General features: G+C 70.3%; 14 protein-coding genes. 9 read left to right on the top strand and 5 right to left on the bottom strand.

Annotation, left to right across the window (positions count from 1 at the left end):
- Positions 1 to 26: 26 nt before the first annotated feature.
- From LLS1_RS12715 to LLS1_RS12725, 3 genes are read right to left on the bottom strand one after another with little or no spacing between them, the layout of a single operon-like run.
- Complete coding sequence (locus LLS1_RS12715) at positions 27 to 911, bottom strand: carbohydrate ABC transporter permease (RefSeq protein ID WP_226656033.1); 885 nt, start codon at positions 909 to 911, stop codon at positions 27 to 29.
- A complete protein-coding gene (locus tag LLS1_RS12720) occupies positions 908 to 1,954 on the bottom strand; it encodes a carbohydrate ABC transporter permease (RefSeq protein WP_226656035.1) in 1,047 nt (348 codons plus the stop codon). Before LLS1_RS12720 ends, LLS1_RS12715 begins: the two co-directional genes overlap by 4 nt.
- A 10-nt stretch (positions 1,955 to 1,964) precedes the next feature.
- Positions 1,965 to 3,251 (bottom strand): ABC transporter substrate-binding protein, encoded by a 1,287-nt coding sequence (locus LLS1_RS12725; RefSeq protein ID WP_226656036.1) that lies wholly within the window; start codon positions 3,249 to 3,251, stop codon positions 1,965 to 1,967.
- A gap of 172 nt (positions 3,252 to 3,423) precedes the next feature.
- On the opposite strand from LLS1_RS12725, the gene LLS1_RS12730 reads away from it, so the two are divergent.
- A complete protein-coding gene (locus tag LLS1_RS12730; RefSeq protein ID WP_226656038.1) occupies positions 3,424 to 4,419 on the top strand; it encodes a LacI family DNA-binding transcriptional regulator in 996 nt (331 codons plus the stop codon).
- Between the two features lie 297 nt (positions 4,420 to 4,716).
- Here LLS1_RS12730 and LLS1_RS12735 read toward each other — a convergent pair whose 3' ends face one another.
- A complete protein-coding gene (locus tag LLS1_RS12735) occupies positions 4,717 to 5,691 on the bottom strand; it encodes an acetylxylan esterase (RefSeq protein ID WP_226656040.1) in 975 nt (324 codons plus the stop codon).
- Positions 5,692 to 5,717: 26 nt separating this feature from the next.
- Between LLS1_RS12735 and LLS1_RS12740 the strand changes: the two genes are divergently transcribed.
- The 4 genes from LLS1_RS12740 to LLS1_RS12755 all read left to right on the top strand — a co-directional run bounded on the left by LLS1_RS12740 (position 5,718) and on the right by LLS1_RS12755 (position 9,828).
- Positions 5,718 to 6,752: a LacI family DNA-binding transcriptional regulator gene (locus LLS1_RS12740; RefSeq protein ID WP_226656042.1), complete on the top strand. Its 1,035-nt coding sequence runs from the start codon at positions 5,718 to 5,720 to the stop codon at positions 6,750 to 6,752.
- 91 nt (positions 6,753 to 6,843) lie between these two features.
- Positions 6,844 to 8,031, top strand: a complete 1,188-nt coding sequence (locus LLS1_RS12745; protein ID WP_226656044.1) for a Gfo/Idh/MocA family protein — start codon at positions 6,844 to 6,846, stop codon at positions 8,029 to 8,031.
- 22 nt (positions 8,032 to 8,053) lie between these two features.
- Positions 8,054 to 8,746, top strand: a complete 693-nt coding sequence (locus LLS1_RS12750) for a ThuA domain-containing protein (RefSeq protein WP_223359824.1) — start codon at positions 8,054 to 8,056, stop codon at positions 8,744 to 8,746.
- Positions 8,731 to 9,828 carry a Gfo/Idh/MocA family protein gene (locus tag LLS1_RS12755; protein WP_226656046.1) on the top strand — a complete coding sequence of 366 codons (1,098 nt, stop codon included), beginning with the start codon at positions 8,731 to 8,733 and terminating at the stop codon, positions 9,826 to 9,828. The genes LLS1_RS12750 and LLS1_RS12755 overlap by 16 nt, the downstream gene beginning before the upstream one ends.
- A gap of 27 nt (positions 9,829 to 9,855) precedes the next feature.
- Here the strand turns inward: LLS1_RS12755 and LLS1_RS12760 are convergent, their stop codons facing one another.
- Entirely contained in the window at positions 9,856 to 11,214 is a 1,359-nt protein-coding gene (locus tag LLS1_RS12760; RefSeq protein ID WP_226656048.1) for an alpha/beta fold hydrolase, read from the bottom strand.
- A 146-nt stretch (positions 11,215 to 11,360) separates the two neighbouring features.
- Here LLS1_RS12760 and LLS1_RS12765 point away from each other — a divergent pair, with 146 nt between their 5' ends.
- The 4 genes from LLS1_RS12765 to LLS1_RS12780 all read left to right on the top strand — a co-directional run bounded on the left by LLS1_RS12765 (position 11,361) and on the right by LLS1_RS12780 (position 16,029).
- Positions 11,361 to 12,584 carry an ROK family transcriptional regulator gene (locus tag LLS1_RS12765; RefSeq protein ID WP_226656050.1) on the top strand — a complete coding sequence of 408 codons (1,224 nt, stop codon included), beginning with the start codon at positions 11,361 to 11,363 and terminating at the stop codon, positions 12,582 to 12,584.
- 210 nt (positions 12,585 to 12,794) lie between these two features.
- Positions 12,795 to 14,105 carry an extracellular solute-binding protein gene (locus LLS1_RS12770; RefSeq protein ID WP_223359830.1) on the top strand — a complete coding sequence of 437 codons (1,311 nt, stop codon included), beginning with the start codon at positions 12,795 to 12,797 and terminating at the stop codon, positions 14,103 to 14,105.
- 68 nt (positions 14,106 to 14,173) lie between these two features.
- Complete coding sequence (locus LLS1_RS12775; RefSeq protein ID WP_226656052.1) at positions 14,174 to 15,130, top strand: carbohydrate ABC transporter permease; 957 nt, start codon at positions 14,174 to 14,176, stop codon at positions 15,128 to 15,130.
- Positions 15,130 to 16,029 carry a carbohydrate ABC transporter permease gene (locus tag LLS1_RS12780; RefSeq protein ID WP_226656053.1) on the top strand — a complete coding sequence of 300 codons (900 nt, stop codon included), beginning with the start codon at positions 15,130 to 15,132 and terminating at the stop codon, positions 16,027 to 16,029. Before LLS1_RS12775 ends, LLS1_RS12780 begins: the two co-directional genes overlap by 1 nt.
- Positions 16,030 to 16,031 lie beyond the last annotated feature (2 nt).

Consider the following 16,031-nt stretch of genomic DNA (forward strand, 5'->3'; position numbering starts at 1 on the left):
TCACAGTTTCTCTCGCAGGCGAGGGGTCAGCCCTTGACCGCGCCGGTCAGGCCGCCGACGATCCGGCGTTCGAACAGGCTGAAGAAGATCAGGGCCGGGATCATGGACAGGGAGGTGAAGGCGAGCACCTTCGCGGTGTCGACGGAGTATTGCGACGAGAACGCCTGCACTCCGAGGGGCAGCGTGAACGTCGCCTCGTTGTTGAGGATGAACAGGGGGAGGAGGTAGCTGTTCCAACTGCCGATGAAGGCCAGGATGCCGGTCGTGATCACGCCGGGCAGCGACAGCCGCAGCACCATCCGGAAGAAGAAGCCGAGCCGGCTGCAGCCGTCGATGAACGCGGCCTCCTGGATCTCGTCGGGGATCGCGCGCAGGAACGGCACCAGGATGATGATCGTCGTGGGCAGGGCGAACGCGATCTGGGGGATGATGACGCCCCCGAGCGAGTTCATCAGCCCGAGGTTGCGCACCACGATGTACAGCGGGGTGATGGCGACCGTGATCGGGAACATCAGTCCGGCGGCGAACAGGGCGTAGAGCACCCCGCGCCCGCGGAAGCTGTAGCGGGCGAGGACGTAGCTCGCCATCAGCCCCAGCGCGACCGCGCCGATCGTCGTCGCCAGGGCGGCGATCGTGGAATTGAGCACCTGGCCCCAGAAGACGCTGCCGCCGAGCACGCCGAGGTAGTTCTGGGCGTTCCACGGGTTCGGGAAGCCGGCCGGGTCGACTGTGATCTGGGAGTTGGTCCGGAAGCCGCCGAGGATGATGTAGACGATCGGCACCAGCATCAGCGCGATCACGACCAGCGCGATGAAGTACACCGCGGGCGAGCCCCAGGGGAGCGCCTGCCGCTGCGCCTTGCGCCGGGTGCGGGAGGGTCGGGTCGGGCGGGGTGCGGTGAGCGCGGTCATCGCGCCTTCCTTCCGGTTCGGGGGGCCTTCGCCGGCTCCGTGAGCGCGCCGGCGGTGTCGCGGCGGAGCACGAAGCGCTGGTAGACCAGGGCGACGATGAGCGAGATGAGGAAGATCACGACAGCGACCGCGTTGCCGTAGCCGTAGTTGCCGGCGTTGCGGCCGTTGGCCACCATGTAGGTCGCCATCGTCGAGGTGCCCGCGGTGGAGGCCACGTACTGTCCCCAGATGATGTAGACGAGGTCGAAGAGCTGCAGCGCGCCGATGATCGAGAGGAACGCCCAGATGCGCAGGGTCGGTCCGAGCAGCGGCAGGGTGATCCGGCGCTGGATCTGCCAGTACGACGCGCCGTCGAGCGCCGCCGCCTCGTAGAGCTCTTCCGGAACGCCCTGCAGGCCGGCCAGGAAGAGGATGACGGCGAAGCCCACGTACTTCCAGGTCAGGATGCCCATCAGGGTCCAGATGGCGATGTTCGGGTCGGACAGCCAGTCGTGGGCGAGGGCGCCGAGCCCCAGGTTCTTGAGCGCTCCGTTGAGTGCGCCGTTGGTCTGGAGCATGAGGCTCCATCCCGTCCCAACCACCACCTCCGAGATGACGTAGGGCACGAAGATCAGCACGCGGATGAGGGACTGCCCGCGCATCCGGCGATTCAACAGCAGGGCGAGCAGGATGGCGATCGGCCCCTGCAGGACGAGCGACATGACGACGATGAAGGCGTTGTGCCCGAGGGCCTGGAGGAACGCCGGGTCGGTCAGGATGACGACGTAGTTCTGGAGGCCGACGAAGTCCGTCGGCGGCCCGTAGCCCGCCCAGCGGTAGAAGCCGTAATACGCCGCCATCACGACCGGGAAGATCACGAAGGCGAGGAAGACGAGGACGGCCGGGCCGGCCAGCAGGGCGATCTCCGCCCGGCCGGCCCAGCCCAGTCCGCGGCGGCGGCGGCGCGGCGACAGCGGGGGCGCCGCGATCGCGTCGCCCCCGCTGTGCTGCGCGAGATCCGCCTGCGGCAGGACTGCCGAGGGTGTCTCGCGGGTGTTGCTCACGGGTCGGTCCTCAGCCCTTCTTGGCGGCGTCGTTCGCGGCCTGGATGAGGCCCTTCGCGTCGCTCTTGCCTGCAAGCATGTCGACGACCGCCACGTTGAGCGCGTTGCCGATGTTCTGGCCCAGGACCGTGTCCAGCCACTGCGAGACGAACGGGGCCTTGTTGTAGACGGCGAGCACGTCCTGCAGGTAGGGCTCGGTGACCGCCTTCTGCGCCTCGGTGTTGACGGGCGGAGCGTTGAACGCCTTGTAGTAGTCGGTCTGGACCGGGGTGGTCGCCAGGTAGTTCAGGAAGTCGGCGCACTCCTTCGGGGCCTTGACCGAGCAGGAGTAGCCGTCGACGCCGCCCATGATCGATCCCGGCTCGCCCTTTCCGCCCTGCACCTCGGGGAACGGGTAGAAACCGAGGTCGGGAAGCGGCTTCTGGTCCGGGGTGAGCGAGGCGATCACTCCCGGGTCCCAGGCGCCCATGAGCTCCATGCCCGCCTTGTGGTTGGCGAGCAGGCCCGCCGAGCTGGAGGCCCCCTGCTGGGCGGAGGTCGTCAGGAAGCCGTCGTTGAACGGCTTGGTGTCGGAGAAGTTCTGCAGGTCCTCGGCGGCCTTCAGCCAGCACGAGTCCGAGAAGCTCTTCGAGTCGGCCGTCTTCTCCATCGTCGCCGGGGCGCACTCGCGCAGCGCGAACCAGTAGAACCAGTGGGCGGCGGGCCAGGCGTCCTTCGCGCCGAGGGCGATCGGGGCCACACCGGTCGCCTTGAGCTTGCTGACGTCGCTGTTGAGGTCGTCGATCGTGGCGGGAGCCTCGGTGATCCCGGCCGCGGTGAAGAGGTCCTTGCTGTACCAGAGGCCGCCGGGCAGGACGGCGATGGGCATGGCCCACACCTTGTCCTGGTACGTCTCCGACTTGAACGACCCCTCGGAGATGACCTTCTTGGTGTCGGCCGACACCTTGTCGGTGATGTCCATCAGCTGGCCGGCCTGGACCATGGCCGCCATCTTGCCGCCGCCGCGCTGCAGGAAGATGTCCGGCGCGTCACCCGAGTTGAGCGCGGTCTGCAGCTTGCCGTCGAGGTCCTCGTTCTGGATGGCCTGGATCTTGATGGTGACGTTGGGGTTCTCCTTCTCGAACCCGGCGACCGCGGTCTTCCAGAACTCCTGACCGGGACCGGTCGTCGAGTTCTGCCAGAGGGTCATGCTGACCTTGCCGCCGCCGGCGTCGTCGGACGTGCCGCTGCAGCCGCTCAGCGCGAGCGCGCCGACCGCGACGACCGAAGCCCCGATGAGGAGTCTCTTCGCTTTCATGTGATTCCAACCCGTTCTCTTCGTTGAGTGACGCCGCAGGGAGGGCGCCGTGGTGGTGTCAGGGGTCCGGGAGAGCATCCCGGCGGTCCTCAGTGTGACAATCGGCCGGAGGGGTGTCAAACGTTTTCAATATCGTTTTCAAGCGCCGTTTCCGATGCTAGGCTCGCGCTCCATGAGCCGACCAACGATCAACGACGTCGCCGCTGCGGCGGGCGTCTCGGTCGCGACGGTGTCCAAGGCGGTGAACGGCCGGTACGGCGTGGCCGTGGCCACTGTCGAGCGCGTCCTGCAGGTGGTCGAGGAGCTCGGCTACGAGTCCAGCCTGGTCGCGAGCAGCATGCGCTCGCGGCAGACCGGCGTCATCGGCGTCCTCGTGGCGGACTTCGAGCCGTTCAGCGCGGAGATCCTCAAAGGGGTCGGCGCGGCTCTGCACGACTCGCGTTACGACCTCCTGGCGTACAGCGGATCGCGTCAGCTCTCGCCCGAGGGATGGGAGCGCCGTTCGCTCAGCCGGCTGAGCGGCACGCTGATCGACGGGGTCATCATGGTGACGCCGACGGTGGTGAACGTCTCGGCCGACGTCCCGATCGTCGCGATCGACCCGCACACGGGCCGGGCGGACCTCCCGACCGTGGAGTCGGACAGCTTCGGCGGCGCGCGGCACGCGACCCGCTTCCTCGCCGGGCTCGGGCACCGGCGCATCGGCTTCGTCGCCGGCCGGCCCGACCTGCGCTCCTCGAGTCTGCGCGACGCCGGCTACCGCCACGCTCTGGCGGAGTCCGGCATCCCGTTCGACCCGGAGCTCGTGGCCGTGGGGCGCTACGAGCAGGACACGGGTCGCGGCGCCGCGAAGCGCCTCCTCACCGGACCCGACCGGCCGACGGCCGTCTTCGCGGCCAACGACCTGTCGGCGATCGCCGTGCTGGACGTCGCCGCCGAACTCGGCCTCAGCGTCCCGGGAGACCTCTCGGTCGTCGGCTTCGACGATGTCCCGGAGGCCGCCCAGTCGTCGCCGCCGCTCACCACTGTGCGCCAGCCCATCCAGCAGCTCGGCGCGGCCGCGGTATCGCTGCTGACCGCCCTGCTCGCGGGCGAGGAGCCGGAGAAGACCCACCTGGTGCTGCCGACCCGCCTGATCGAACGGGGCACGACCGCGCCGCCGCGCTGACCCGCCCCCTTTCCGCCTTGCGACCGTGCGACCGCGGCGCCTTGGGACGTTCGCGGTGCGGCGCCGCGGCGCGTTCGTCCCGAACCGCAGCGGTCACGGCTGCGGGTGTCCCGATCGCGAACGACCGCCGTCGCGTCCGTCGCTCAGCCGCGACGCACCCGGTCGGGGCGCCTCGCCCGCTCCCGCGCACGCGGGTGCCGGCGACCGCGGCGTCTTGGGACGTTTGCGGTGCGGCGCTGCGGCGCGTTCGTCCCGAACCGCAGCCGTAGCGGCCACCGTCGCCGCGCGCGAGGCGCGTCAGCGCGCGAAGCGCTCCGCGAGCCAGCGGGCCTGCTTCTCCCAGTGGCGGGTGCCGCCCCCCTCGTGGTCGTTGAAGGCGTACACCTCGATCGTGCGGTCCGCCGAGGCGAGGTGGTTGTAGGCGGCGAACGTCGTCGAGGGCGGCACGATCGTGTCCATCAGGCCGACCGAGAAGAGGGCGGGCGCGTGGATGCGGCGGGCGAAGTTGACTCCGTCGAAATACGACAGCGTGCGGAAGACATCGTTCACGCGGTCGCGATGCACCGACAGATACTGCGCCAGCTCGACGAACGGTCCGTCGGCCGCGACGTCCGCACCGCGACGGTACGCGCAGAGGAAGGCGACGTCCGGCAGCACCGCGTTCACGCCCTCCGCGAGCGCCCCGGCCGCGATCGCGATTCCCCCGCCCTGGCTACCGCCGGTCACGGCGAGGAGCGACCGGTCGACGAACGGCAGCTCGCGGGCGGCGTCGACGGCCCGCACCGCGTCGATGAACACGCGCCGGTAGTAGTAGTCGTCGGGGTTCTCGACGCCCCGGGTCATGAAGCCGGGGACGGCCGGTCCGGCGCCGTGCGGGTCGGCGGTCGTGCCTCCCGAGCCCCAGCGGCTGCCCTGGCCGCGCGTGTCCACCATCACGTGGACGTATCCCGCGAGCGCCCACAGGGTGTTGTCGCCGGGCAGCCCGCGGCCGCCGCCGTAGCCCTGATACTGCACGACGGCAGGGAGCGGGCCGTCGGCCTCCTTCGGACGCGTCACCCAGGCCTTCACCGGCTCCCCGCCGAAGCCCGGGAAGGTGAAGTCCTCGACGATCAGCTGCGTGATGGGCGTCTCGGCGGGCACGAGCACGGCCTCTCCGCCTGCGGCCCGCGCCTCCGCCAGAGTCTTCGTCCAGAACGCGTCGAAGTCGGCCGGCTGCTCGACCTCCGGGCGATAGGCGAGCAGCTCGGCATGGGTGAGGTCGGTGAGAGGCATGGCCGACATTGTGGCACAGTGACGGCATGCCCGATCGCACGTCCCCCGCCTCCGCGCGTCCCACCCTCGAGGCGATCGCGCAGGAGGCGTCCGTCTCGCTCTCGACCGTCTCGAAAGTGCTGAACGGCCGCCCCGGGGTCTCCGCCGCGACCCGGGATCGCGTCGAGCGCCTCCTGCATCGCTCCGGCTACGCCCGCCGCGGTCTCGACCCCGAGCGCGGAGGGATGGTGGAGGTGGTGGTCGAGGACATCCAGAGCGAGTGGTCCATCGAGATCCTCCGCGGGGTGGAGCGCATCACCCGCGAGAACGGGCTGGTGCTCGCGCTCAGCGTGCTCGGCGACCACCACGGCGTCGGCGACGAGTGGATCGCGGGCGTCCTGCAGCGCAAGCCGCTCGCGGTCGTGCTGCAGTTCTCCCACCTCACTGCGACGCACCGCCGGCAGCTGCGCACCCGCAACATCCCCGTGGTCGTCGTCGATCCCGCGGGCGACCCGCCCGCGGACATGGCGGCCGTCGGCGCGACCAACTGGGCGGGCGGTGTCGCCGCCACCCGGCACCTCCTCGCCCTCGGCCACACCCGCATCGCGTGCGTCTCCGGCCCGACGGAGCTGATGTGCTCGCGCGCGAGGACCGCCGGGTACCAGTCGGCGCTCGCCGAGGCCGGGATCGCGTTCGACCCGGCCCTGACCGCGGTCGGCCGGTTCGGCCAGGCCGACGGAGAGCGAGCGGGCAGTCGTCTGTTGAGCCTCCCGGACCGCCCGACGGCCGTCGTCGCCGCCAACGACATGCAGGCGCTCGGCGTCTACGACGCGGCCGCGGCGCTCGGGCTCCGTATCCCGGAAGACGTCTCCGTCGTCGGCTTCGACGACGTGCGGCCGGCGCTCTGGGCGCGTCCGCCTCTCACGACGGTGCGGCAGCCGCTGCAGGAGATGGCCGAGGAGGCGACCCGGCTGGCGCTGCGGATGCGCACAGGCGAGGCCGAGGCCACACGGATCGAGCTCGCGACCTCGTTCGTGGAGCGCAGTTCGACCGCGACTCCCGCGGGCCGCCCCGCGGCGTGATCCGCGAAAGTTTTCCAATCGGTCCGCGGTAACTTGCGGGCCCGATCCGCCCGCCGTTAGCGTCGCCACGACGGAGCGAAGGAGCAGCGCGATGACGGACGCGGCGGGCCGCCTGCGGGTGGCGATGGTCGGCTACGGGTTCATGGGAGCCGCCCATTCGCAGGGTTGGCGGGTCGCTCCGCGCTTCTTCGACCTGCCCGTCGAGCCGGTCATGCGCACCATCGTCGGGCGCGATGCCGGGCGGGTGGAGGCGGCCCGGCAGCGGTTCGGCTGGGAGCGGTCGGAGACCGACTGGCGCCGGGTGATCGACGACCCGGAGATCGACGTCGTCGACATCTGCTCGCCCGGCGCCTCGCACGCGCAGATCGCGATCGCCGCCCTCGACGCCGGCAAGCACGTGCTGTGCGAGAAGCCGCTGGCCAACACCGTCGGCGAGGCGGAGGCCATGGTCGCCGCCGCCGAGCGTGCGGCCCTTCGCGGCGTGCGCTCGATGGTGGGCTTCAGCTACCGCCGCGTCCCGGCCATCGGCTTCGCCCGGCGTCTGATCGCCGACGGCCGCCTCGGCGACATCCGGCAGCTGCGCGCCCTCTACCTGCAGGACTGGCTCACCGACGAGGAGGGCCCGATGACCTGGCGGCTCGACAAGGAGCAGGCGGGCTCGGGGTCGCTCGGCGACATCGGCGCGCACGCGATCGACCTGGTCGAGCACGTGACGGGCTCGCGGGTCGCGAGCGTCTCCGGTACGCTCGCGACCTTCGTGGAGGAGCGCCCGCTCCTGGGCGAGACCGTCGGGCTGTCGGGCACGGCGTCGGAGGAGCGCGGGCGGGTGACCGTCGACGACGCCGCCTGGTTCACGGCACGCCTGGAGGGCGGGGCCGCCGCGGGGGCGATCGGCGCGTTCGAGGCGACCCGGTACGCCACCGGGCGCAAGAACGCGCTGCGGATCGAGCTCTCCGGCTCGCGCGGTGCGATCGCGTTCGACCTGGAGGCGATGAACGAGCTGCAGTTCTACGACGCGACCGCGCCGGCCGGCGAGCAGGGCTTCACCCGCATCCTCGTGACGGAGCCCGAGCACCCGTACATGGCGAACTGGTGGCCGACCGGGCACGCGATCGGGTACGAGCACGCCTTCACCCACCAGGTCGTCGACGTCGTCACCGCCATAGCCACGGGCAGGGATCCCGAACCGTCGTTCGCGGACGGCCTCCGCATCCAGCGCGTCCTCGACGCCGTCACCCGCAGCGCCGCCTCCGGCAGCGCCTGGACCCCGACCGCGTGACCCGCGGCGGACGGAAGGAACCATGACCAAGCAGGCCCTCGTCGTCCGCGGCGGCTGGGACGGGCACATGCCCGTCGAGACCACGGACCTCTTCCTCCCCTTCCTGGAGACGAACGGGTTCACCGTGCGCGTCGAGGAGGCGCCCGCCGTGTACGCCGACGCGGCGTTCATGGACACCGTCGACCTCGTCCTCCAGATCAACACCATGAGCACGATCGAGCCCGCGGAGCTGGCCGGGCTGCAGCGCGCGGTGCTGAACGGCACGGGCCTGGCGGGGTGGCACGGCGGCATCGCCGACAGCTATCGCGACAGCGCCGACTACCTCCACATGATCGGCGGCCAGTTCGCCCACCACGCGGGCAAGGATCCGGCCGAGCGCACCGGCGCCCAGGACGACAACTACATCCCCTACACCGTGCACATCACGGAGCTCGGGCGCACGCATCCCATCACCGCGGGCATCGACGACTTCGATCTGGTCACCGAGCAGTACTGGGTGCTCTCCGACGAGTACAACGATGTGCTGGCCACGACCACGCAGGAGGTGCGGCCGTGGGACGCGTGGAACCGTCCGGTGACCGCGCCCGCGATCTGGACCCGCCAGTGGGGCGAGGGACGCGTGTTCGTCTCCGCGCCCGGGCACCGGTTGGAGGTCGTCGCGAGCGAGCCCGTCCGCACCATCATCGAGAGGGGCCTGCTGTGGGCCGCCCGCTGACCGTCGGCGTCATCGGCGTCGGGAACATCAGCGCCCAGTACTTCGCCGAGTTCCCGAAGCTCCCCGGCCTGCGGCTGGCGGCGGTCGCCGACCTCGACGTCGCCCGCGCCGCAGCCGTGGGGGAGGCGCAGGGCGTCCGCGGCGTCTCCGTCGACGATCTGCTCGCGGATCCGCGCATCGACGCCGTGCTCAACCTGACCGTCCCGCAGGCGCATGCCGAGGTCGCCCTCCGCGTGCTCGACGCCGGCAAGCACGTCTACGGTGAGAAACCCCTCGCCCTCACGACCGCCGAGGCCGCGCCCGTGCTCGCGCGCGCGGCCGAGCGCGGGCTGCGCGTCGGCAGCGCACCGGACACCGTGCTCGGCACCGGCATCCAGACGGCGCGCGCCGTCATCGATGCGGGTCGCATCGGTGACCCCGTCGCGGCCGCGGTCGCCTGGAGCGCACCCGGCCACGAGCTCTGGCATCCCGCCCCCGCGTTCTACTACCAGCCGGGCGGCGGCCCGCTGTTCGACATGGGCCCGTACTACCTGACCAGCCTGGTCACGTTCTTCGGCCCGGTCGTGCGCGTCTCCGGCGTCACCGGCCGTTCCGCCCGCGAGCGCACCGTCGCGACCGGCCCCCTCGCAGGAACACCCGTCCCGGTGGATGTCGACACCCATGTGACCGCCATCCTGGAGCACGCTTCCGGGGCCGTCTCGACCGTCACGGTCTCGTTCGAGGTGTGGGCGACCCGCCTGCCGCTGTTCGAGGTGCACGGCACTGCCGGGAGCATCGCCGTGCCGGACCCCAACCGGTTCTCCGACCCGGTGCTCGTCGCGACCGCCGACGACCGCACGTTCCGGGAGGTGTCCGTCGCCGCCGGCTATCCCGACGCGGGACGCGGCGTCGGCCTGGCGGACATGGCCCGCGCGATCGACACCGACCGCCCGCACCGGGCCTCCGGCGACCTGGCCTTCCACGTGCTCGACATCATGGAATCCATCCTGACCGCCGGCCGCGCGCACGCGGTCGTGGAGGTGACGTCGACGGTGGAGCGGCCGGAGGCCGTGCCGCCGGGGGAGCGTCCGGACACCTGGTGACGACTCCCGTCGGACCAACGCGGCTGATCAGTCGCCTCCGATGCGGGCATGCTCCCGGATCCACTGTCCGACGTCCCCGCCGACACCGTCGAGCACCGACAGATGGGTGGCACCCGGGACGATCGAGGTCGTCAGAAGGCGCTGCGGGGCGGCGTGCGCGAAGGCGGCCACCCGCGCCGGGTCGAAGACCTCGTCGCGTGAGCCGATCCACACGCCGACGGGGTGGCGGAGACGGCTCAGGATCCCGCGCGCGTCGGTGACGTTCTGGCCGATCGCCATGGCCGCGGTGTAGCGGGGGATGAGCCCGGAGCGCACCTGTGCGGGCGTGTAGGCGAACGCGACGGCGTCCCGGTGTGCGTCGACCAGCCCGTTGCTGAGGGTGGCCGCGACGAGCGGGGGCTGGCAGACCGTGGCGAAGTTCGACGCGTCGGCGACCGACTCCGTGTCGGAGTGGAGGCCGAAGTCGGGTGCGACGAGCACATATCCACGCACCCGGGAGCCGAGTGACGCCGCGCTGTTGAGCACGATCCCCGCGCCGGCCGAGTGCCCGCCGACGAACACCGGCAGGCCGGGATGCGCCCGGGACGCCACGCCGACCGCGGTCGAGGTGTCCGAGACCAGCTGACCGGGGGACGGGGTGTCGCCGCGCGGGCCACCGGAGGCGCCGTGGCCGCGGACGTCGAACAGGTAGGCGGCGACGCCGCTCTCGGCCAGAGCGTGTCCGAAGCCCAGGTATCCGAGCGTGCTGTTCGCACCCGAGCCGTGGAAGAAGACGAGCGAGGCGATCGGATGGGCGGGTGCGAACGCGTAGTAGGCCAGCCGTGTGCCGTCGGTCGCCCGCGCGGTCCCGGACGGTCGCATCCCTGCGCCGCTGCTCGGACCGGTCGACGAGACGTCCAGCCCGCTCGCGCTGACACGGGGGAAGGAGCAGGGGGCGCTCACGGCCGCTGCGCCCGCTGCGGTCATGCCGGCGAGCACGATGACGGTGACCCCGACCGCCCCGCCGAGGCGCCGGGCACCGAAGGCGGGCGGTGTCCACCGGCGGCCGGCTGCGGGAATCAGCGCGAGAATCGCCGACGCCACTCCGAGGGCGGCGGGGACGGATCCCGCCGCGCCGCCGCCGACGGCCAGGTGGATGACTCCTGCCGTGAGGGCGGAGACGGCGGCCGAGCCGATCCACCACCGCCCGGACCGCCCGGGACGGCGCTGCAGGATCACCCCGACCCAGAACAGCACTGCGGCCCCGAGCAGGATCCCGCCGGCGACGGGCAGGCCGGCGGAGGCCCAGGGACCGACATCGGCGATACCGACGGCAAGGGCGACGGCGCCGGCGACGGTGGCGAGAACGCGGGAGGCGGAGACGGAAACGGGAATGCGGGAGGACATGCCTTCACGCTAAGAACGCCCGGCCGCGATCGGATCGACCCGTGAGTGGACCCGAGGTGGAGATCGATGGCGGATCTTCACCGGCGCAGCCCAGCGCGCACGACGACGTCGCATCTGCGACCTCCGCGCGGGGCTATTGTCGGATCATGTCGTCGCCCTCCGAGCTCAGCACCGTGCGGCATGCCACGGGCGGCGCGACGGACGCGCTGCGGCGGAACAATCTGGCGACCGTGCTCGGGCTCGTGCATCGGGATGGGGCGCTCTCGCGCAGCGACCTGACGCGCCTGACCGGGCTCAACCGGTCGACCGTCGGCGACCTGGTCGGTGAGCTGGCGGCGCTCGGGCTGGTGGTCGTGGACGAGTCACCCGCCTCCGTCGCCGAGCCGGGTGTGCGTGCGGCCCGCGGGCGGCCGAGCCCGCTCGTCCGCGTCTCCGACCAGGTGGCGGCGGTGGCCGTGAACCCGGAGGTCGACGCCGTCATCATCGGGCTGGTCGGGCTGGGCGGGCGGGTGCTCAAGCGCATCCGGGTCGAGACTGCGTCCGCGCGGAGCGTGGGGGAGACGGTCGGCCTGGCGTCGGCGGGCATCGCGGGGATGCTCGCGGGGGAGACGGGGATCCGGGTCGCTGGCATCGGCGTCGCCGTGCCCGGTCAGGTGCGGCTCTCCGACGGCATGGTGCGGGAGGCCACCCACTTCGGCTGGGTCGACGAGCCGCTGGCCGCCATGCTGGGGGAGTCGACGGGGCTTCGGGTGTGGGCGGCCAACGCCGCCGTCCTCGGGCTCCGGGCCGAGAGCGCGTTCGGAGCCGGGCGCGGGATCGACGATCTCGTCTACATGATCGGCGGTGCCTCGGGCATCGGCGGGGGCGGGATCAGCGGCGGCCGCTTGCTCACCGGGGCCTCCGGCTACGCGGGCGAGTTCGGTCACACGTTCGTCCGCTCCGACGGGCGCGCGTGCCCCTGCGGTGCGCGCGGGTGCCTCGAGGCGGAGGTCACGCAGGCCGAACTGCTCGCCGCGGTGGGCCTCGACTCCGCGCAGGCCGCAGAGCTGGCCGATCGACTGATCGCGACCGATGACCCTGTCGCGCGCGCGGTCGTGGAACGGCAGTACGAATTCCTCCGCATCGCGACCCGCAGCGCCGTCAACGTCTTCAACCCGTCCGTCGTCGTGCTCGGCGGATTCCTCGCCGCGTTGTACCGGGGAGCTCAGGCGCACGGCGCGCCCGACGTGCTCGGCGACGTGATCCACTCGTCGCGGGACGGCGTCGCCGTGACCGAGGCGTTGCTCGGCACCGACCAGATGCTGATCGGCGCCGCCGAGCTCGTGTTCGCCGAGCTCATCGCGGACCCGGCGCGCGCGCTCGCCGCGTAGTCTCGGCACCTCCCGGCCTAGGCTCACCCGCTGGGCTTCCATTGTTGTGTTCGGAAACTAATCGGTTTCCTTTGTGTTGCTTGGTATCCGGCGAAGAGATCTGCTTGCAATCTCCTGCACCGTCGTTTATGTTGTGTTCGTCAACAAAATGCATCGGAGTGGCTGCGAGACCTGCAGACGCGCGTCCACTCCACTACAAGGAGGTAAACGATGCGCACGAGGCACCTCGCACTGGGCGCCGCTCTCGCCGCCGGTGCACTGCTGCTGGCGGGCTGCTCCGGCACGTCCGACGCCGGCTCGGACAGCACCGACGGAACCGGCAAGACCCTCACCCTCTGGCACTACGAGGGCGAGGACTCCGCGATGGGCAAGGCCTGGAACCAGGCCATCGCCGACTTCGAGAAGGAGACGGGAGCGAAGGTGAAGTTCGAGGCGAAAGCCTTCGAGCAGATCCGCTCCACCGCCTCCCAGGTCCTCAACTCCAACGAGGCCCCGGACATCCTCGAGTACAACAAGGGCAACGCGACCGCCGGCCTGCTGGCCAGCCAGGGCCTGCTCACCAACCTCGACGACGCCGTGAAGAAGTACGGCTGGGACACGAAGCTCGCATCGAGCCTCCAGACCACCGCCAAGTACGACGACAAGGGCATCATGGGGTCGGGTTCCTGGTACGGCATCCCGAACTACGGCGAGTACGTCGAGGTCTACTACAACAAGGACATGTTCGCGAAGTACGGCATCGAGGTGCCGAAGACGCAGGACGAGTTCGTCGCCGCGCTGCAGAAGTTCAAGGACAACGGCATCACCCCGCTCGCGGAGTCGGCGGCCGAATACCCGCTCGGCCAGCTCTGGTACCAGCTCGCGCTGACCAAGGCCGACCGCTCCTTCGTCGACGACTACCAGCTCTACAAAGGCAAGGTCGACTGGCAGGGCAGCGAGCTCGCGTACGCGACGAAGACCGTCGACGACTGGGTGCAGAAGGGCTACATCTCGAAGGACGCCTCCGGGCTGAAGGCGGAGGACGCCGGGACCGCGTTCATCGCGGGCAAGTACCCGATCTTCTTCTCCGGCAGCTGGTGGTACGGCCGGTTCCAGTCCGAGATCACGAACTACGACTGGGGCACCTTCCTCTACCCGGGAACGAAGATGTCGCCCGGCTCGGCCGGCAACATGTGGGTCATCCCCGAGAACGCCAAGAACAAGGGGCTCGCCGAGAAGTTCATCGACATCACGATGAGCGACAAGATCCAGGCCCTCATCGGCAACAACGGCGGCGTGCCCGTCGCGGCGAAGACCAGCGACATCACCGACGAGAAGTCGAAGGAGCTGATCGCCAACTTCAACACCCTCACCGGGGAGGACGGCATCGCCTTCTACCCCGACTGGCCCACCCCGACCTTCTACGACCAGCTGAACGCCGGTCTGCAGGAGCTCATCAACGGGACGAAGGACCCGGCCGCCGTCAACAAGGAGCTCGGCAGCGAGTACCAGGACGGCGTCGACCAGATCGTCAACCAGTAACCCTCCGCGCAGGGCCGGCCGTCGCGACACGGCGGCCGGCCCGCGCGGCCCACAGCAAGGAGCAACGCATGGTCGCAGTCGACGTGCGCGCGGCGTCGCGGAAGCGCGGCGGAGACTCGCTGCTGCCGAGCAGCGGCCGCGGATCGTTCTGGTGGTATCTGCTGCCGGGGTTCGTCCTGCTCGCGGTGATCGTCCTGATCCCGCTGGTCTGGAACGTCTACCTCAGCTTCACGAGCTACCGCGGCATCCGCCCGCCCAAGTTCATCGGCGTCAGCAACTGGGTGCGCCTGTTCGGCGACGACAAGTTCTGGACGTCGTTCGGCAACTCGATCGCCATGATCGTCGCGATGGTGGTCATCCCCACCCTTCTCGGCCTCATCCTGGCCGCGATGCTGTTCGACCTCGTCGGCAAGAAGTTCGGAGGAAGGCTCGCGAGCTTCCTACGGGCGACCTACTACCTGCCGCAGATCCTGCCGGTGGTCATCGCGGCCATCGTGATCGGCTGGATCCTGCGGCCCGACAACGGCGCGCTCAACACCATCCTCGCCGCGATCGGGCTGGGCGACCTCCAGCACAACTGGCTGGGCAGCCCGGACACCGCGCTCGCGTCGATCATGGCCGTCATGGTCTGGGTGCAGCTCGGCTACCCGATCGTCATCTTCATGGCCGCCCTGCAGCGCGTCGACCCCGAGCTGTACGAGGCGGCGGAGCTGGACGGAGCGAACTGGTTCCAGCGGTTCCGCGCCATCACCGTCTCGATCATCCGCCCGGAGATCTTCGTCGTCACCCTCACCTGCACCATCGCGGCGCTGAAGGTGTTCGGCCCGGTCTACACCCTCACCCGCGGCGGCCCGGGCACCGCGACCATGGTGCCGAGCTACTACTCCTACAGCGAGTTCTTCCAGAGCCAGCAGGTGGGATACGGCGCCACGATCGCGACAGCACTGACGGTCGTCATCGTCGCCGTCGCCATCCTCTTCATCATCGCCCAGAACCGGGCGGAGCGCCGGGAGAACGAGAGCTGATGTCCACCGCCATCGAACGCCGCCGCACGGATGCACCAGCCCCGGCCGCACCCCGCCGGCTCAAACGGCAGAAGCCCAAGAAGACCGTGACCGACTGGGTGATCCTCGTGGTCGCCATCCTCATCGGCATCGGGATCGCCTTCCCGTTCCTGCTGATCGTGATCAACTCGTTCAAGAGCCCGGCCGACTACAATTCCGGCGGCCCCCTCCAGCTCCCGACGTCGTTCTACACGGACGGCATCGTGAACTTCTGGAACCGCGTCAACTTCCCCGAGAAGCTCTGGAACTCGATCTTCATCTCGGGCGTGGTCTCGATCCTCGCCGTGGTCATCTCGGTGCTCAACGCCTACGCGCTCGGCATCGGCCGGGTGAAGGCGCGCACCTGGATCATCGTGCTCTTCCTGCTCGCGAACATGCTGCCCCAGGAGGCGCTGCTCTACCCGCTCTACTACATGTTCAAGCAGGTCGGCCTCTACGACAACGTGTGGAGCGTCATCGTCATCTTCACGGTGATCCAGAGCGCGTTCGGAACCTACTTGCTCTCCAGCGTCTACGGCACGTTCCCCAAGGAGGTTCTGGAGGCGGCGTCGCTCGACGGCGCCGGACGCTGGCGGATCCTCTGGCGGGTCGTCGTGCCGATCTCGCGGCCGACGCTGAGCGTGCTCCTGATCTTCTTCTTCATCTGGACGTGGAACGAGTTCCTCATCCCGTTGACGTTCCTGGTCTCCAACGACAACCAGACCGTGCCGGTCGCGATCAGCGCGCTGCAGGGCGACCGGCTGATGGACGTGACCACCACCTCCGCGTCGGCGCTCCTCGGCCTCATCCCCACCCTCGTCTTCTTCCTCATCTTCCAGCGCACCCTCACCCGGGGCATCACAGCAGGAGCAGTCAAGTAGCA

The sequence above is a fragment of the Leifsonia sp. LS1 genome (assembly GCF_020521355.1).
Taxonomy (GTDB): domain Bacteria; phylum Actinomycetota; class Actinomycetes; order Actinomycetales; family Microbacteriaceae; genus Leifsonia.

What these genes read in the sequence shown, in the direction of transcription:
- LLS1_RS12775 (WP_226656052.1), top strand. Translation starts at nt 14,174, where the DNA reads ATGGTCGCAGTCGACGTGCGCGCGGCGTCGCGGAAGCGCGGCGGAGAC.
- LLS1_RS12740 (WP_226656042.1), top strand. Translation starts at nt 5,718, where the DNA reads ATGCCCGATCGCACGTCCCCCGCCTCCGCGCGTCCCACCCTCGAGGCG.
- LLS1_RS12725 (WP_226656036.1), bottom strand. Translation starts at nt 3,251, where the DNA reads ATGAAAGCGAAGAGACTCCTCATCGGGGCTTCGGTCGTCGCGGTCGGC.
- LLS1_RS12770 (WP_223359830.1), top strand. Translation starts at nt 12,795, where the DNA reads ATGCGCACGAGGCACCTCGCACTGGGCGCCGCTCTCGCCGCCGGTGCA.
- LLS1_RS12780 (WP_226656053.1), top strand. Translation starts at nt 15,130, where the DNA reads ATGTCCACCGCCATCGAACGCCGCCGCACGGATGCACCAGCCCCGGCC.
- LLS1_RS12760 (WP_226656048.1), bottom strand. Translation starts at nt 11,214, where the DNA reads ATGTCCTCCCGCATTCCCGTTTCCGTCTCCGCCTCCCGCGTTCTCGCC.
- LLS1_RS12735 (WP_226656040.1), bottom strand. Translation starts at nt 5,691, where the DNA reads ATGCCTCTCACCGACCTCACCCATGCCGAGCTGCTCGCCTATCGCCCG.
- LLS1_RS12715 (WP_226656033.1), bottom strand. Translation starts at nt 911, where the DNA reads ATGACCGCGCTCACCGCACCCCGCCCGACCCGACCCTCCCGCACCCGG.
- LLS1_RS12765 (WP_226656050.1), top strand. Translation starts at nt 11,361, where the DNA reads ATGTCGTCGCCCTCCGAGCTCAGCACCGTGCGGCATGCCACGGGCGGC.
- LLS1_RS12730 (WP_226656038.1), top strand. Translation starts at nt 3,424, where the DNA reads ATGAGCCGACCAACGATCAACGACGTCGCCGCTGCGGCGGGCGTCTCG.
- LLS1_RS12745 (WP_226656044.1), top strand. Translation starts at nt 6,844, where the DNA reads ATGACGGACGCGGCGGGCCGCCTGCGGGTGGCGATGGTCGGCTACGGG.
- LLS1_RS12750 (WP_223359824.1), top strand. Translation starts at nt 8,054, where the DNA reads ATGACCAAGCAGGCCCTCGTCGTCCGCGGCGGCTGGGACGGGCACATG.